At 58.3% G+C, this 15586-nt stretch carries 11 protein-coding genes; 3 read left to right on the forward strand and 8 right to left on the reverse strand.

Annotated elements, in window-relative coordinates:
• Nucleotides 1-136: 136 nt before the first annotated feature.
• From Q0J81_RS05150 to Q0J81_RS05160, 3 genes are all read right to left on the reverse strand, one after another.
• Nucleotides 137-1054, reverse strand: a complete 918-nt coding sequence (locus tag Q0J81_RS05150; RefSeq protein WP_294446395.1) for a dihydroorotate dehydrogenase — start codon at nt 1052-1054, stop codon at nt 137-139.
• Complete coding sequence (locus Q0J81_RS05155) at nt 1054-1905, reverse strand: dihydroorotate dehydrogenase electron transfer subunit (protein ID WP_294446396.1); 852 nt, start codon at nt 1903-1905, stop codon at nt 1054-1056. The genes Q0J81_RS05150 and Q0J81_RS05155 overlap by 1 nt, the downstream gene beginning before the upstream one ends.
• Before the next feature lie 86 nt (nt 1906-1991).
• Nucleotides 1992-2600, reverse strand: coding sequence for a manganese efflux pump MntP family protein (locus tag Q0J81_RS05160; RefSeq protein WP_294446397.1), 609 nt, complete (start codon nt 2598-2600; stop codon nt 1992-1994).
• Between the two features lie 89 nt (nt 2601-2689).
• Here Q0J81_RS05160 and Q0J81_RS05165 point away from each other — a divergent pair, with 89 nt between their 5' ends.
• Together Q0J81_RS05165 and Q0J81_RS05170 are read left to right on the forward strand one after the other, a co-directional pair.
• Nucleotides 2690-4372: a ribonuclease J gene (locus Q0J81_RS05165; RefSeq protein WP_294446398.1), complete on the forward strand. Its 1683-nt coding sequence runs from the start codon at nt 2690-2692 to the stop codon at nt 4370-4372.
• A gap of 403 nt (nt 4373-4775) precedes the next feature.
• Nucleotides 4776-6095 carry an alkyl/aryl-sulfatase gene (locus tag Q0J81_RS05170; protein ID WP_294446399.1) on the forward strand — a complete coding sequence of 440 codons (1320 nt, stop codon included), beginning with the start codon at nt 4776-4778 and terminating at the stop codon, nt 6093-6095.
• Nucleotides 6096-6424: 329 nt separating this feature from the next.
• Here the strand turns inward: Q0J81_RS05170 and Q0J81_RS05175 are convergent, their stop codons facing one another.
• The 5 genes from Q0J81_RS05175 to Q0J81_RS05195 all read right to left on the reverse strand — a co-directional run bounded on the left by Q0J81_RS05175 (nt 6425) and on the right by Q0J81_RS05195 (nt 13301).
• Nucleotides 6425-7873: an aryl-sulfate sulfotransferase gene (locus Q0J81_RS05175; RefSeq protein WP_294446400.1), complete on the reverse strand. Its 1449-nt coding sequence runs from the start codon at nt 7871-7873 to the stop codon at nt 6425-6427.
• 73 nt (nt 7874-7946) lie between these two features.
• Entirely contained in the window at nt 7947-9860 is a 1914-nt protein-coding gene (locus Q0J81_RS05180; RefSeq protein ID WP_294446401.1) for a TRAP transporter large permease subunit, read from the reverse strand.
• Nucleotides 9861-9985: 125 nt separating this feature from the next.
• Nucleotides 9986-11059 (reverse strand): TRAP transporter substrate-binding protein DctP, encoded by a 1074-nt coding sequence (gene dctP / locus Q0J81_RS05185; RefSeq protein ID WP_294446402.1) that lies wholly within the window; start codon nt 11057-11059, stop codon nt 9986-9988.
• A 602-nt stretch (nt 11060-11661) separates the two neighbouring features.
• Nucleotides 11662-12747 (reverse strand): TRAP transporter substrate-binding protein DctP, encoded by a 1086-nt coding sequence (gene dctP, locus Q0J81_RS05190; RefSeq protein WP_294446403.1) that lies wholly within the window; start codon nt 12745-12747, stop codon nt 11662-11664.
• A 377-nt stretch (nt 12748-13124) separates the two neighbouring features.
• Nucleotides 13125-13301: an HTH domain-containing protein gene (locus Q0J81_RS05195; protein ID WP_294446404.1), complete on the reverse strand. Its 177-nt coding sequence runs from the start codon at nt 13299-13301 to the stop codon at nt 13125-13127.
• Nucleotides 13302-13516: 215 nt separating this feature from the next.
• Between Q0J81_RS05195 and Q0J81_RS05200 the strand changes: the two genes are divergently transcribed.
• Nucleotides 13517-15475 carry a hypothetical protein gene (locus Q0J81_RS05200; protein WP_294446405.1) on the forward strand — a complete coding sequence of 653 codons (1959 nt, stop codon included), beginning with the start codon at nt 13517-13519 and terminating at the stop codon, nt 15473-15475.
• The last annotated feature ends 111 nt before the right edge of the window (nt 15476-15586 follow it).

Consider the following 15586-nt stretch of genomic DNA (forward strand, 5'->3'; position numbering starts at 1 on the left):
TGTTTATAACTTACGCATAACTATAAGTTTTCGGGAACCCCCAGCCTAGCTGGGGGTTTTCTTTTAACCAAAAAAAGGGGGGCAATGCCCCCCCTTTTGTCATATCCTCCATGTCCGGTCCGAATTCGGAAACGAACTAGACACTGAGTGAACCGCGAAACGAGTTCAGATCGTCTATGCCGAGTTCCTCGCAAAGCGCGGGAAGCTCGCGGATGATGCGGAAAATAGTACCGGGATCGCTGAAGTTGGCCGTTCCCACGGCCACGGCATGAGCGCCTGCCAGCATGAATTCCAGAACGTCGCGCGCCGAGCGCACGCCGCCCACACCGATGACGGGTACCTGCACCACGCGGGAGATCTCCCATACGCAGCGCAGGGCCAGAGGCTTGACGGCCGGCCCGGAAAGTCCGCCGATGACGCTTCCGAGCATGGGTCTGCTGGAAACGACGTCCACGGCCATGCCTTCGATGGTACCCATGCAGGAAATGATGTCGGCCCCGGCGGCCTCCACGGCCTTGGCCACCTCCACGATATCCATGATCTGCGGAGAAAGCTTGGCAATGACGGGCTTGCTGCCCGCCGCGCGTTTCACGGCATTCACGGCGCGCGCCGCCGTCACGGGATTCTGACAGAAGCGCTGTCCGCCGCGATGATCGTTACGGCAGGAAAGATTCACTTCCATGGCGGCAACGCCTCTCTCCGCGGCCAGCAGCGCGGCCAGATCGGAAAATTCATCCACGTTGGAGGCGTTGATGTTGGGAATGACAGGTACTTCCTGCCACGGGAGTTCAGGGAGCACCACATTGACAAAGTGTTCCGCGCCGTCGTTCTGCGTGCCCACGGCGCTCAGCATGCCGCCCGGAGTTTCCGCAATGCGGGGCATGGGCGCGCCCGCGCACGGATGCAGCGTAAGACCGTTGGTGATGATGCCGCCGAGCTGTTCGATGTCTCCGTAGGGACGATATTCAAGACCGCTGCCGAACGTGCCGGAAGCGCTGAGCACGGGATTCTTCAGTTCCAGAAGTCCGTCGACAAGAGATACGCGAAAATCCATCACAGACTCCTTTCTTCCGCCGACACGGCGCGCAGGTCGATATCCGAAGCCCAGAATACGGGACCGCTGGTGCAGGTCTGCACGGGCAGTCCGGCTCTCACGGGATCGGCCCAGTGCTTCGAGGTGACGGTAGTGCAGCCGAGACACGCGCCCGTGCCGCAGGCCATGCGCTCTTCCAGCGAAAGCTGGGTAGGCAGATCAAGCTCCAGGGCTCTTTCCCATACACGCTTCAAAAAGGGCATGGGGCCGCATGCCAGGCACAGACCGCCGTGCTCCTTGTATTCCAGCATTTTTTCACGAACGACACTGTGAAAATGCTCAAGTTCCTCGGGCGTGCGGTCACGCATGTTTTCCAGTTCCATGCGTGCGGCCATGGCGTCGGTAGGATAATTGTTGCTCGGCAGACCATGTCCGAACAGCATGAACAGACTGGCCGGAGCCGGATGCAGATCGGCATATCCGGCAAAGGGCGCCATGCCCACACCGCGGGCGAGCAGAAGCGTGGGCGTATCGGGACGCATTTCAAAGCTGGTGCCGAGAGGTCCCCACACGATGACCTTGTCCCCGCTCTTCAGGCGGGACAGCCGATCGGTACCGGGACCGACGACACGGAAAAACAGCACAAGGCTCTGCGAAGTCACGCGGCAGATGGAAAGCGGACGGGCCCAGGTCGTCCCGTCGCCGTCCTGCACTGGTCGCAACATGATGAACTGGCCGGGATGCCAGCTTTTCCATGCCGGGCGTTCCAGCGTGAGCGCGTAGAAACGGTATATGCCTGAAGGTCCGGCCACAGGCTGGCCGAAAGGCACGTTGTCCGTCACCGTCAGTTCTGTGCGAACAGGGGAAATCATGGGGGCCTCCGCAAGTGTTTTTCTTTATATGTATCCGATTTTATTCCCGGTCAAGAGATGCCCCCGACAGGCCTCCGTATATGAGTCTACAACACCCCGTGTTCATACAGAATTTTTGCGCCTATGCCGATGAGCACAAAAGCGCCGAGAATGGAAACCTTATTGCCGAGAATGTCGGAACCGCCGATGATGCGCCCGAGCTTCACGCCTGCCGCAGTGACGGCAGCGCACACGAGTCCGATGATCACGGCCGGTCCCCACACGGACACGCCTATCATGGCGAAAGAGAGTCCCACGGCCATGGCATCTATGCTGGTGGCCACGGCCAGCATGACGAGCTGTACCCCGCGGGAAGGGTCGCCGGAGGCGCTTGCCTGCTCTTCTTCTCCGAAGAAGGCCTCACGCAGCATGTTCAGGCCCACGAGAGAAAGCAGGGCAAAGGCAATCCAGTGATCCCATGCCTCAATGTAGCTGCGTACAGAAAGACCAAGGGCCCAGCCTATGACAGGCATAAGAAACTGAAACAGGCCGAAATGAAAGGAAAAACGAAAATAGTGCCTCCAGTTGACGGCAGGCAGCGACGCTGCGGCGGATACCGATACGGCAAAGGCATCTATGGCCAGGGCAAGAGCGATGGCAAAAACAGTGAAAAAAGTCACGGCAAGCTCCGGGATTGTGTTTGCCGCATTATACATATCCGCCGCCCCTGCACAAGAGCTTGTGCAGAAAGGCGGTATGCGGTACGATACCGCGTACTCAAAAGAACTAAAGGAACCTTCCGAATATGTCTGAACCTTATCTGACCATAACCCCGCTGGGAGGTCTCGGCGAAATCGGCATGAACTGCCAGAAATGGCAAACCGATCAGGGGGTTGTGCTGATAGACTGCGGCCTGATGTTCCCCGACGACGCCCTGCTCGGAGTCGACGTCGTCATTCCCAGGCTGGAATCCGTTTTTGCCGAGGGCGAAAAGGTGCTGGGCATCGTGCTCACCCACGGCCATGAAGATCACATAGGAGCGCTGCCCTGGCTGCTGCTTCAGTACAAGAGCCTGCGCGGCATACGCATATACGGTTCTCCCTTCACCATCGCTCTTGTGGAGCACAAGCTTGAGGAACACGGTCTGCTCGACAGGGTAGAACTTGTGGCCATGCCCGCCCGCAGTTCGGTCACCCTCGGCAACCTTACCTTCCACTTCATTCCCGTCTGCCACTCCATTCCCCAGTGCTACGCCCTGGCCGTGGAAACCCCCATAGGCAAAATACTTCACACAGGCGACATCAAGCTCGACCCAGCCCCTCTCGACAGCGAAGAGGGCTGTGATCCCATCGCCGATTTTTCCCGCTTCGCCGCCGAAGGCGAACAGCAGGGCATACGTCTTCTTCTGGCCGACTCCACCAACGTGGAAAATCCAGGACACTCCCTGCCCGAGCGTCAGGTGCACGACGATCTCGACGCCATATTCTCCGAAGTCACGGGCCGTATCATCATCGCGCTCTTTTCCAGCCACATCCGCCGCATACGCACCGTACTGGAGCTGGCCAGAAAATATGACCGCGCCGTGCTCGTGAGCGGACGCAGTCTTTCCACCAACATCGAAAAAGCCGTGGAACTCGGCCTTCTGGAGCAGCCCGACAATCTTTACAGCGAAGCCGCAGGCTTCCCCGAGCTCGACCCCGGACATACCGTAGTACTCGCCACCGGCACACAGGGCGAAGCCCTTTCCGCCCTTGCCCGCATAGCACGCGGCGAACACCGTCAGCTTTCTCTGCATGAAGGGGACACGGTCATCATGTCCTCCCGCGTCATTCCCGGCAACGCCCGCGCCATTTCCAAGGTGCTCAACCAGATTTACCGGCTCGGTGCCGAAGTCTATCATAATCCCGACAGAACCGTGCACGCCACGGGACACGCCTGCCGCGCCGAGCTCACGGAAATCATCAGAACCGTGCAGCCGGAATACTTCATTCCCGTACACGGCGAATACCGCCACCTGGCCCTTCACGCCCGCCTTGCCGAAGAATGCGGCGTGGCGCACGATCATATCAAAATCATCGAAGACGGTCAGCCCGTCACCTTCCTTGGGGATTCCATACGCATGGAAGAGCCCGTTTCCGTGGAATCCGTCATGGTGGACGGCAAGGGCGTGGGCGACGTGGGCCGCATGGTGCTCAAGGAACGCCGCATACTCGGCGGCGAAGGACTCGTGGCCGTGGTGCTCGTCATCGCCGAGGAAACCGGCGAAGTGCTGCACGGTCCGGAAATGATCTCACGGGGCTTCGTGTTCGAGCAGCAGTACAGCCATCTGCTCGAGGATGCCAAATGCCTTGTCCTCGACCAGCTCGAATCCACAAACCCCAACGACATCACAAAGCTTTCCGACCGTATACGCTCCAGCCTGCGCCGCTTCTTCCGCGACGTGCTCGGACGAGACCCCATCGTCGTGCCCATCGTCACGCAGATATAGCGCAGAACAGAACTTCCCGGCCCGGACACAGTCCGGGCCTTTTTGCTTCCTCTGCTTTCCGTCATTCAGCATTAACCGCATGCCTGCGTAAAGCCCCTCCCCTTCCTGCGCAGAGGACAGCGGCGTAACAATGCCATGCGCTTCCGTCTGCGGACCATCCATGGCATCAGCTCCACATTCATGAAACTCCCGCGAGCCTTCCTTCCCCGCGTATACCTGCGGCACAGCCTCACGGTAACCGGGCCCCCGAGACCCCGTGCAACGCTCTCCGACTGCACCTGCCCTTGCCGGGCACAACCGACGAGTCCACGGCTCCGCCTTGCCGCTTTTTTCCCCGCAGTGCATTTTTTTCTTGACATTTATTTTGATATCAAACTATTTTATCAACCTCAGGAAGGTTCCCATGTCCAAAAGCTCAGCCACCCTTGCTCTGGAAAGGCGACGCGATGAACTTACGCCCCATATCGTGCAACTCAGCCCGCACGCCTGGCTCAGCGTAGCCGAAGACGTGTCCAACGTCGGCATGATCGTCGGAAAAGACGGCATCATTCTCATAGACACCGGCATGATACCGGACTGTGCCCACAGAACTCTGGAAAAATTCAGGGAAATCGCACCGGCCGGGACTCTGCCCATCAAAGCCATCATATACACGCACGGTCACGGCGATCATACCGGGGGCTCTCCGGTCTTCTGTGCCGGAGCCGACAGGCCGGAAATCTGGGCCCGGGACAATTTCGGAGCTGAAGCCGCTCCCTTTGAACATGCCGGTCTCATGCCTCTTTTCAAGGCGCGCGGAGCCATGCAGGGAGGCTTCCAACTGCCGCCGGACATGCGAATCTGCAACGGCATTGCTCCCATACGTTACCCCCGTGCGGGGGGAGCCGTCTTCAGCGGGAAAACGGGAGCCGTCATGCCCGATCACTTTTTCAGCGGCGACAGCACGTCGCTCACCATAGCCGGTGTGGAACTGTGGCTCTTCGCCACTCCGGGTGAAACCGACGACGCGCTTTCCGTCTGGTTTCCCGAAGAAAAGGTACTCTTCTGCGGTGACAACCTGTACCGCTCTTTTCCCAACGTCTACCCCGTCCGGGGAACGGGCAAGAGAGACATTCCCATCTGGTGTCAGAGCCTCAGACTCATGGAATCGCTTGAGGCCGACGTGCTGGCCCCGGGGCATACGGATCCGTTTCAGGGCAGGGAGCTCGTCCATGAGGTGCTGACCAGATACCGCGAATCACTCGAATATGTTCAGGAAAGAACCATAGAAGGCATGAACGCGGGAAAAACGCCGGATGAGCTAGCGGCCGAAATACGTCTGCCGGGGAATCTTGCCAGGCTCGATTATCTCAAGGAGTACTACGGCAACGTCGCATGGACCGTGCGCAACATCTTCAATCAGTACGTCGGCTGGTTCGACGGCAATCCCCTGCATCTTTACAGCGACTTCACGCCCCGCGAGGAGGCCCTGCACATTCTGGCCATGGCGGGAGGAACCGGCTCCCTTTACCGCAAGGCAAAAACGGCGCTGGAACAGAAAGACGCCCCCTGGGCCGCACGTCTTGCCGAACACCTGCTTGTGCTCAATCCCGACAAAAAGGAATTTCTGCTTCTCAGGGCCGAAGCGCTTGAAGCGCTGGCCGAAACCATGCTCACGGCCACGGGACGAAACTTCACGCTGAGCACGGCGCAAAAGCTGAGAGAAAAAGCGCAGAAAAAATAAGTCTGGAAGCATTCCCCGGTCCGCACGCCGGAAAGAGTCTCTGGCTGTCCGGCAACATTTCTCACGGACGAAACATGCTGCTCAGAACTTGGAGCGCCATGCACAGGCACAGCTCATGCCTGCGGCTCTCCGCCGGACTCCGCAGAAAAATCCGTCGTTCTTCACAGCATCGTTCTCTCTCGATCCGGCGTCCGGCCAGGAACATGAACGCAGCATTTCCACCCCGCCTCTGCTGCAGAAAAGCACATCCCTCACGCTGCTTAAAACAGGACGCGCCCGGAAAACCGGGCGCGTCTTCATTCATGAGCGGAAAAATCCCGCGTTTTCACTTAGTCTTCGGTAGCGGCAATGCAGTCACCGGCATTGGCCACATAACCGAGGGTGCCTTCCACTTCCACTTCGCTGCTGCGGCTGCCGAAAGCGGCGGCACCGGGCATGCGGAAGGTGGCGCAATCGGCGCGGGCGATGGCCACTTCGGGGGTGTGCTCGGCCTGCGGCACCCATTCGTAGGGCACACGGTAGGCGCGGTACACCATGTTCATGTTGCGGCCGTCCTTGTAGGGGTTGATGAATTCCCACACGATCTCATGGTCGGCGGTCACTTCGATCAGGCGGCCGTCGGAACCTTCGGTGATGAGGGTGTTGCCGTTGGGCAGACGCTGAGCGGAGCTGATGAAGGGGCTGTAGAAGCGGCTGGCGTCCAGCGGAACCACAAAGCCGGCTTCATGAGGCGTGTACTGCCACACGATCTTGAGGGTGATGGGATCGAATTCCAGAATACGGGTATAGTCGCGCTGAGCGGCCTTGACGCCGATGGGCGCGCCGGGGTTGGGATTGTCGTAGCCGGCCCAGCCGCCGTTGTCGAACACCAGGATGTTGCCCGCACCGGGAAGTCCGTCAGGAATCATGTGCGCATGATGCTGACCGATGATCCAGCCGAGGGAGTGTTCAGGATGACCGATGCTGTAGTCGGGGCCGACCTTCCAGACGATCTTGCCGGTTTCCTTGCTGATGATGAAGATGATGTTGGTTTCGCGGCCATCCATGATGATGTTGTCGGGATGGAAGCGTTCGTCACCGGCATCATACCACTTGTTGGGTCCGAGGGTGGACATGGAGTTGATGTGCATCCAGTCGCCGAGACCGGGGGCGCTGTCGATGAGGGAACCGCCGCGGTAGTTGGGGTTGCGGGCCATGGCATTGCGGGCGGCTTCGGAGAAGCCCATTTCCTCGACATGATCGGAAGCCTGCCATTCCCAGATGATTTCGCCGTCCCAGTTCACTTCGTACACGACATCGTCGAGCAGGGGCTTGTCGGAAATGTATTCGCAGTGAACGTCGCGGTGGCAGAGCACGAGGGTGTTGCCGGACATGGACTGAGGTTCATGACCGGGAGCATAGTAGCCGGTGGTGCTGCCTTCACGCTGGAAGTCGTGATGCTGGCGGGCCATCCACTGAGGCTTTTCGCCCGGATCCTCGATGAATTCAGCCTGATTGAATTCCCACACCACGTTGCCGTCCCAGTCCACCTGAATGAGGTCGACCTGATCCTGCAGACCGTACTTGGGGTTACGGATGCCGCGGCTGCCGAGCAGGTAACCGCCGGGGAAAATCTTGTTCGGGAAGCCGTGTACGCCCTTCCAGAGCTTGATTTCCTGGCCGTTCATGTCGATGAGCATGGCGCCCTGACCCTTGACGGGCATGATCGTATAGCCGTTATACGCCTTTTCAGGATTGTAGAGCGTAACGCCGGTAGGATAGACTGTAGGATGACCCATGGTAAAACTCCTTTATGAGAGTTGAGGGTAAGTTCCCGGAGCATGACTCCGGGAACCCAGGAGAAATGCGTACTTACAGGACTTCGGGCCCCATGAGCGTATAGGGCAGCCAGAGCGCGATATCCGGGAAGAACGTAATGAGAATGACCGCAAGAATCATCAGGCCCACAAAGGGAATGATGCCCTTGAAGATGGTCTCGATGGGAATGCCCTTGGCCACGCCGGCAAGGGCGAACACCACCACGCCCACAGGAGGCGTGATCTGGCCCATTTCCATGATCATGACGGATACCACACCAAACCACACGGGGTCAAAGCCCAGCGCCACGACGGTGGGGAAGATGGAAGGCAGGGTAAGCATGAGCATGGGGATAACGTTCATCATGCAGCCGAGGATCACGTAAATGACCACGATGATGGCGAACACCCAGTACCGGTTGAACGGCAGGGACACGATGAAGTCGGCCAGAAGGAAGGGCAGACGGGTAGCGGCGAAGAAGTAGCCGAGAATGGCCACACCGACCATGATGCCCATGATGCGGGCGGTGAGTTCGCCGGTTTCATGCAGGGAGGCCAGCAGATTCTGCCTGGTCACCTTGCGACGGGCAAGGGCATAGAGGAAGGCGCCCATGGCACCGATGCCGCCACCTTCGTTGGGGGAGCAGATACCGGCCACGATGCTGCCGAGCACCAGCACGAACAGCGCGAGAATCGGCACGAGGCCCATGGAGGACTGAATTTTTTCAGCCAGCGTATACTTGGGGCCGCGGGGAGCAAGTTCAGGATGACGCACGGCCATGTAATAGATGTAGGCCATGAACATGAGCGCCAGCATGATACCGGGAATCAGACCGGCCATGAACAGTCGACCGATGGAAACTTCCGTAACGATGCCATAGATAATGAAGCCTGAACTCGGAGGAATAAGAATACCGAGCGTACCGCCTGCGGCAAGCGCACCCGTAGCAAGGGAGGGCGAATACTTGAGGCGCATCATTTCCGGCAGGGAAACGGAGCCCATGGTCACGGCGGTAGACAGGGAGTCGCCGCACACGGCGGCAAAGCCGGTGCAGCCGGCGACGCCGGCCATGCCCATGCCGCCGGGCATATGGCCTATCCACTTGTTGGCGGAGTTGAACAGGTCGACGGAAATGCCGGAGTAAAGGATCATGCAGCCCATGAGCACGAAGAGCGGCAGGGCTACAAGGTTGTAGTTGGCGGAGGCGGCGTAGGGAGTGGTGCCCACGGCGGCGAGGGCCGCAACGACGTTGCGGGACACGGCCACCATGCCCATGGCACCGATGATGCTCATGGCCCAGGCGATGGGCATGCGGATGAACAGGAACAGGAACAGCAGGCCGAAGGCTATGAGGCCGAGGATGAGGTTGGAAATTTCGTAGGGGCTTTCACGATACCAGAAAGGCAGATAGGCCAGGGCGAAGGCAAAGGCGACGCCGAGGACGAAGGGAACGTAGTGTCTGCCGGAAAGGCACTTCACGGATTCGCGCAGGAACTGGAACAGCGCGACGATGGAGGTAATGCCGAGACCCACGACGGGCATCCAGTAATAGAATTCCAGCGGAACATACAGTTCCATGGACTGAGTGCCGAACTTGCTCAGGAATGCGTCGTAGCTCTCAGTGGTGAGCAGCACCATGATGCCTAGCACCAGAGAGGCGACGGTCATGTCGCACCAGCGCTTCAAGCCCGTGGACATGCGGTCATAGATGAAGTCGATCATCATATGACGGTCATGCAGCTGCAGAATGGCCATGAAGGAAAACGTCGTGAGGGCCAGAAGATTTTCCTGCAGTTCCAAAGAACCGGGAACGCTGAATCCGAACATACGGCAGCATACGTCCACGGTAATGAGCACGGGCAGGATGGCCATGGCCACATAGCTCAGCCAGCTGACCTTGGTCGTGCATTTTTCGAGAAAGTCATATGCGCTCTGAAAAGCGGGAGAAAGAGAAACTTGTTCTGCCATGGGAACCTCGGCTTTTCGCGAACCGCACCCGCGCGGTCCGCACACAGAAGGAATAAGCCTGAAACAGTATTAACGACGCATATACGGACGGGAGGAGACACTTAGTCTCCTCCCCTTCCGCTTCATTACATCTTATACTCGCCGTACTTGCCGGCTCTCATTTCTTCAGTGTAGAACTTGGCGCGTTCCTGAGCATACTGGTACACGGCCTCGATGACTTCAGGCTTGGCACCCTTGCAGGAAGCCTTCCAGTCGTCCACGAAGCTGCCGAGGGGAGCGAGGAAGGGAGCACGTTCCTCATCGGTGAGATAGAAGAAGGTATGACCCTGCTTTTCCATCCACGCCGTGTCTTCCTTGGCGCCGTCTTCAAGGGACTTGCCGACGCCGAGAGCCATGGCCATACCGCCGGTTTCATTGAGGTAGGCCTTCATGTCGTCAGGCATGGAATCCCAGAGATCCTTGTTGGCTTCCATGGTGAAGGCCTGCACCATGATGTTCAGCATCAGGTGATACTTGGTGGCTTCGGTGATCTTGTAGGACTTGAGAGGAGCGAGCGGGCAGATGACGCCGTCGCCCATGCCCTTGGACAGGGCGAGATAGGTATCGGGGGAGCTCATGCGGATGGGGTTGGCACCGAGAGCCTTGACGAGTTCAAGGGCGACGGCGTCCCACACGATGATCTTGGAGCCCTTGAGCTCTTCCATGGTCTTGATGGGCTTGAGCGTATGCAGCTGATAAGCGGCGGAAGCCCAGGACGTGAAGTGAACGCTGTTGGCCGGAAGTTCGGCCTGCACTTCGGGGAACTTGCGGATGATGTCCTCAAGAACCAGGGAACCCACGATGGCGTTGGGGCACAGACCGGGAATGGCCACCACGTTCATGAGGTTGTAGTTGCCGGGATACACGGAAGGACGCAGCACGCCGAAGTCCACGCGACCGTCAGTGATGGCCTGAGGAGCCTCGGATTCAGGATACAGAGAGTTGGTGGCGAAATAGTCGAACGACAGCTTGCCGCCGAATTTTTCTTCCGTCGCCTTGAAATAGGGTTCCCAATAGTTCACCACAGTGGGATGCTTTTCAAGATAGCTGCCCATGAACGACAGATGCTTGAAACCCTTGGCAGCTTCCGCAGTACCGGAAAACACCATTGCTCCACCCAGTGCGAGAGCCGCAGCCAGCAGACCAAACTTCTTCAACATGCTGAAACTCCTCATTTTTTGCCCATCTTTTCACATCCGAACGAAAAAGCGCGCGGAGGTAAGCCGGACAGCTTTCATTCATTAGAGTTTTGATAAATTAAATATTACTTTTAAGTCAATGGTGAAATTTTTGCCATGTTAATTATCTATTGGTAATTATTTGATTTTTTATTTATGTTTTTTTTGTTGATTCCTTTGGCTTCCAGACTTCATCCCTTTGCCTCCATCCCTTTGACGGGAACGACTTGGCTGTGTGCACCCATCGTTTTGTCCTTATTTGTTCAAAAAATAGCAATAATTCCGCCATATCTGCAATTTTCTCCTTCTCCTGCCCCGTTATCAATGAGATTTTCCGCATCCTCACTCTTCGGACCGCACACGGCTCGAGATATCCCGAAGAACCTGACAGCTCTGCTGCCAGAAGCTCAGCTCATATGCTCTTTCATCCCTCCGACGCCGTTTTTCGATAAGGGAAGCAGGCGTTTTCCCGGAGTCCGACAACTCAAAGGCAAAAAAGAAGGCGACACCTGCGTGCCGCCTTCCGTCATGACGTCTGCCGGAGCCCTGCATTCTTCATCATGCTCCGACGGTCCTCTTCAGATTCATATTTTGAACTCGCCGTATTTTCCCTCATGAAACGCCTTGGTATAGTAGGCGCTGCGTTCGCGGGCATACTTGTAAACCTTGTCCACCACGGCGGGAGAAACGCTCTTGCCGACTTCCTTTTTCCAGTCTTCGGCAAAGACTTCCAGAGGCTCAAGGAACGCGCTGCGCTCCTCGTCGCTCAGAACAATGAATTCATGTCCCTGCGACTTCATCCATTCCGCATCCGTAATGGCGCCGGTTATCAGAGACCGGCCTATGGCTTCGGCCATCTTCATCCCGCCCTGTGCCGAAATCCACTTCTTCATGTCGGCAGGCAGGGAATCCCAGCTCTTCTTGTTGATCTCCTCAACAAAGGTATTCACGCCGATGCCGAGAATAAGATGATACTTCGCGTCGTCGGTGAGCTTGTAGGAACGCAGAGGAGCCATGGGACAGAGCACGCCGTCCACCATGCCGCGGGAAAGGGCGATGAAGGTGTCGGTGGAACTCATGCGGATGGCATGAGCTCCGAGGTGTTCGAGAATTTCCATGGTAAGGCTGTCCCACGCGGCAATTCTCTTGCCCTTGAGATCCTCACGGGTACGGATGGGGGTACGAGTGTGAATCTGGTACGCGTCGGACGCCCAGGACGTAAAGTGCACCGTATTGCGGGGAAGTTCGGCACGAACCTCGGGAAACTTCTCAATGAGATCCTCCACCACAAGGCTGCCCACCAGAGAATTGGGACACATGCCGGGAAGGGCCACCACCCCGAGCAGCTTCATTTCCCTGGGAAAGAGCGCGGGACGAATCTGTCCTATGTCCGCGCGACCGTCGGACACGGCCGAATAGGCTTCCGTTTCAGAGTACAGAGAATTGGTGGTGAAATACCTGAGCTTCAGTTTGCCGCCGAACTGCTTTTCCGCAGCCGCCATAAAAGGCTCGAACACTTCCGTCGTCGTGGGATGTTTTTCAAGATATCCGCCGAGGAAGGAAAGTCGTACGGGTTCCTGTCCGGCATCGGCCGCGCAGGCGGGGCTGAAAAACGAAAGCAGGCCGCCCAGAGCTAAGGCGGCCGCGCAGGCAGTCCATTTTCTTATCATGTTGAGGCTCCTTGTCAGGCTCACAGATTGGAAAGCGGCGCAAAAAATACATGGCACGCCGCACCAGAATTTTTCTCTAAAAGGATTTTGCCTGTTAAGTCAACCGGACAAGAGACAAACCTTTATACTCGTACGGACGGCAAAGGCTCCGGTTTCCATTTTTACTTCGCCACAGTGAAGAACAAGCAGAAAATTCTTCCATCATGACGAAAAAAATACAGGACTCGGGAACAGTCTGACACAGCGAGACCTCCCCAAAGCGCCCTTGTTCCGCAACGACGAGACGGCCCCCGCCTGCAAGCTGAGCCCGGCGTCAGATCGTCAGGCATGAAAAAACCGGCGCATGGCCGGTTCAAAAATCATCGGAAGATGAAGGGCTATTCCGCTACGGGTTCATAATAGCAGCGCTTGGGGGAGTAGATCTTGCCGGCCTTCTTGAGTTCGGCGCAGGCCTTGGACACTTCCTTGGAATCCACGCCGAGCATCTTGGCTATGTCACCGGGACGAACGGGCTTGCCCGCTTCCTTCATGGCTTTGAGAACCTGTTCTTCCATGCTAATACTCCTTGTCGAGCTTGTTGTTCAATGTTCGGCAGGGCGCGCAGGCCAGAGAAAAGCGTCAAAACCTTTCCGGCAAAAGCGGAAAACATCCCTGCGGGACTCCCTGCTCCTGTAGCTGCTTGTACCCTTTCCATGGACGAAAGGCAAGTGTTACTAAGAACAATTCCTGATAAATTTTTAAGCTTCCTCAAACTGCCATGATATTCCGTTTGCGCCGATTTCTCCCCACGCTGCTCTGCATCGCGCTTCTTTCCGGCTGCGCGCCCGGCACAACGCCGCCGGACCGGATGCCGCTGCAGGGAAGACCCGGACCGGCATATGTTCAATGGCTTGAGGAGCAGACCTTTCTACGACGGGCTCCGGAGCTCACGGCCATTGTCAGCGGCTCCATGCTGAGCTGGAAACATTCCTCCCGTCCTCCTCTGCCTTCCGATCGGAAAAACACATGGTTCTGCGCCTCTCCGACGCTTTCCGCATGGTCGGGAAAACGTCCGTTCACGACTGCTCTGGCAGAAAAGGGAATTGCGGAGCGACTGGCAGAAATCGGAGTGTCAGGCATCATGCTCACCGGCATGGCCGACACCGGGGACGAGTGGGCGGGGCGCTCTCCTGCCGCAGGCCTCGGCAGGGACGACACAAGTCTCACTTTCGGGCGCCTTGCCGGAAAGGATGACGACTATGCGGCATGGACCGGGACTCTTGCCCGCGCCGGTCTTATGGCAGGCGGCGAAATGCTGCCCTCCTTCACCGGCACGGGTCCCGATTTCTTTCTGTCCCTGCGTGCCGTGCGGGATTATCCCGGGCTGTATGCCATGACCGAAGTTTCTCCGAACTTCTGGCCGCTTCTTCCTTCTTTAAAAGAAAAGGAAACCGCCCCGCTCGGCAAGCACGCGCTGGTCGCTCTGGCGGCCCGGGGCGCTCTTCCCGAGGCTCTGGCGCAGGACGGCGCTCCGTCCGACCTTCTCCCCTGCGGCTGGGCCGTCACAGGCCCCGTCTCCGGCGTGGACGGCGTCAAGCGGCGATGGGCCTACCGCTGGCATCAGCAGCCGGACAGACCCGTGCTGCACTGGGACGATCCTTCCGGCACGACAAGGCGGGTCATGGAAGCAAGTCTCATCCAGCAGTCCGGGCTCCGGCATCAGGCCCTTGTGGGCATACGCGCAGGCGCCTGGCTGGGACTGGACGCCGTGGACAAGCTGCAGGACGGCATCCGGCCGACGCTCGAACCGGGCCTCTCCGCCCTTCGCGATCTTTCGCGCAACGCACACCGCTACGGTTCGGCCGTGTTCGTGCAGGACATCGTTCCGCCGGAACGTCTCACGCTGCTCATGACCTGCGGTGCGGACTTCTTCTTCGACAGCGTGCTTTCCCCCGCACTCGAAATCTCTCTTCTCACACAAGACGCTGCGCATGTTCAGGAGAGCCTGCGCCGGGCCGTGTCGCTCAATATTGATCAGAAGCGCCTGTGGAGACTGTCCCCCGACGGACTGCCCCGGCCTGACTTCACGCCTCTGCTTTCTCTCGTACCGGAAGGCTGGACAAAGCTTCTTGTCCGCAAAAACTCGCCGGACGAAGGACCGAGGCTGAACGCCGTCACGCTTTCGGCCATGGCCTGCGGCCTTGCGCCGGGTGAAATTCCCGATGCCGAAACCGCCCTCGTCATACGGGAGACTCACGAACTCTGTCTTGCTGCACGGGCGTTTCTGCCCGGACTGTTCATGTTTTCCGGCACGGATCTCAACGGCTCCCTGCCTGAAGGACATGACTGGCCGGCCACGCCGCCGCTCTGGCAGATCGATCCCCTGCCTGCAAGTCCGCAGGGGCTTCCCTCAGGCCGGGCTGTCTACGCCCTCCTGCCAGGCAGCGACATGGAGCATCGTCTCCGTGCCATGCTCACGACAAGAACCGCCTCCGGCATCGCCGCAGGAACGCTTGTCGACGTACCTTCCTGCGCCGGGAAAAGCGTGCTCGTCACGGTATGCGCTCTGCCCGACGGCGGCTTTCTGACCTTTTTCGGCAACCTCTCACAGAAGGAAACAGCGTTTACCCCCCGTTTTCCCGCCTGGCAGGACGCCGCAGAAAGAATCGACCTTCTTTCCGGTCGCGCGGTCTCCGAAGAACGCATGACGCTTCCGCCGCGCGGATGGTGCGCGATACGGCTTCGCTGAAGCGGCCTCAACCGTTGAGAAACCGGCATGAAAAATCGTTCGGAACGGCGCGCGGGGCTTGCGCCGTCACGGATATTTTGGGATACTCGCCACACTGCCGGTCTTGCCGGA

Origin of the sequence: uncultured Mailhella sp. (assembly GCF_944324575.1) — a bacterium.
Lineage (GTDB): Bacteria > Desulfobacterota > Desulfovibrionia > Desulfovibrionales > Desulfovibrionaceae > Mailhella.

Excerpts from the sequence above, each read along its gene's own strand:
- Q0J81_RS05165 (WP_294446398.1), top strand. The coding sequence starts at position 2,690 with ATGTCTGAACCTTATCTGACCATAACCCCGCTGGGAGGTCTCGGCGAA.
- dctP (WP_294446402.1), bottom strand. The coding sequence starts at position 11,059 with ATGTTGAAGAAGTTTGGTCTGCTGGCTGCGGCTCTCGCACTGGGTGGA.
- dctP (WP_294446403.1), bottom strand. The coding sequence starts at position 12,747 with ATGATAAGAAAATGGACTGCCTGCGCGGCCGCCTTAGCTCTGGGCGGC.
- Q0J81_RS05170 (WP_294446399.1), top strand. The coding sequence starts at position 4,776 with ATGTCCAAAAGCTCAGCCACCCTTGCTCTGGAAAGGCGACGCGATGAA.
- Q0J81_RS05160 (WP_294446397.1), bottom strand. The coding sequence starts at position 2,600 with ATGTATAATGCGGCAAACACAATCCCGGAGCTTGCCGTGACTTTTTTC.
- Q0J81_RS05155 (WP_294446396.1), bottom strand. The coding sequence starts at position 1,905 with ATGATTTCCCCTGTTCGCACAGAACTGACGGTGACGGACAACGTGCCT.
- Q0J81_RS05175 (WP_294446400.1), bottom strand. The coding sequence starts at position 7,873 with ATGGGTCATCCTACAGTCTATCCTACCGGCGTTACGCTCTACAATCCT.
- Q0J81_RS05180 (WP_294446401.1), bottom strand. The coding sequence starts at position 9,860 with ATGGCAGAACAAGTTTCTCTTTCTCCCGCTTTTCAGAGCGCATATGAC.
- Q0J81_RS05195 (WP_294446404.1), bottom strand. The coding sequence starts at position 13,301 with ATGGAAGAACAGGTTCTCAAAGCCATGAAGGAAGCGGGCAAGCCCGTT.
- Q0J81_RS05150 (WP_294446395.1), bottom strand. The coding sequence starts at position 1,054 with ATGGATTTTCGCGTATCTCTTGTCGACGGACTTCTGGAACTGAAGAAT.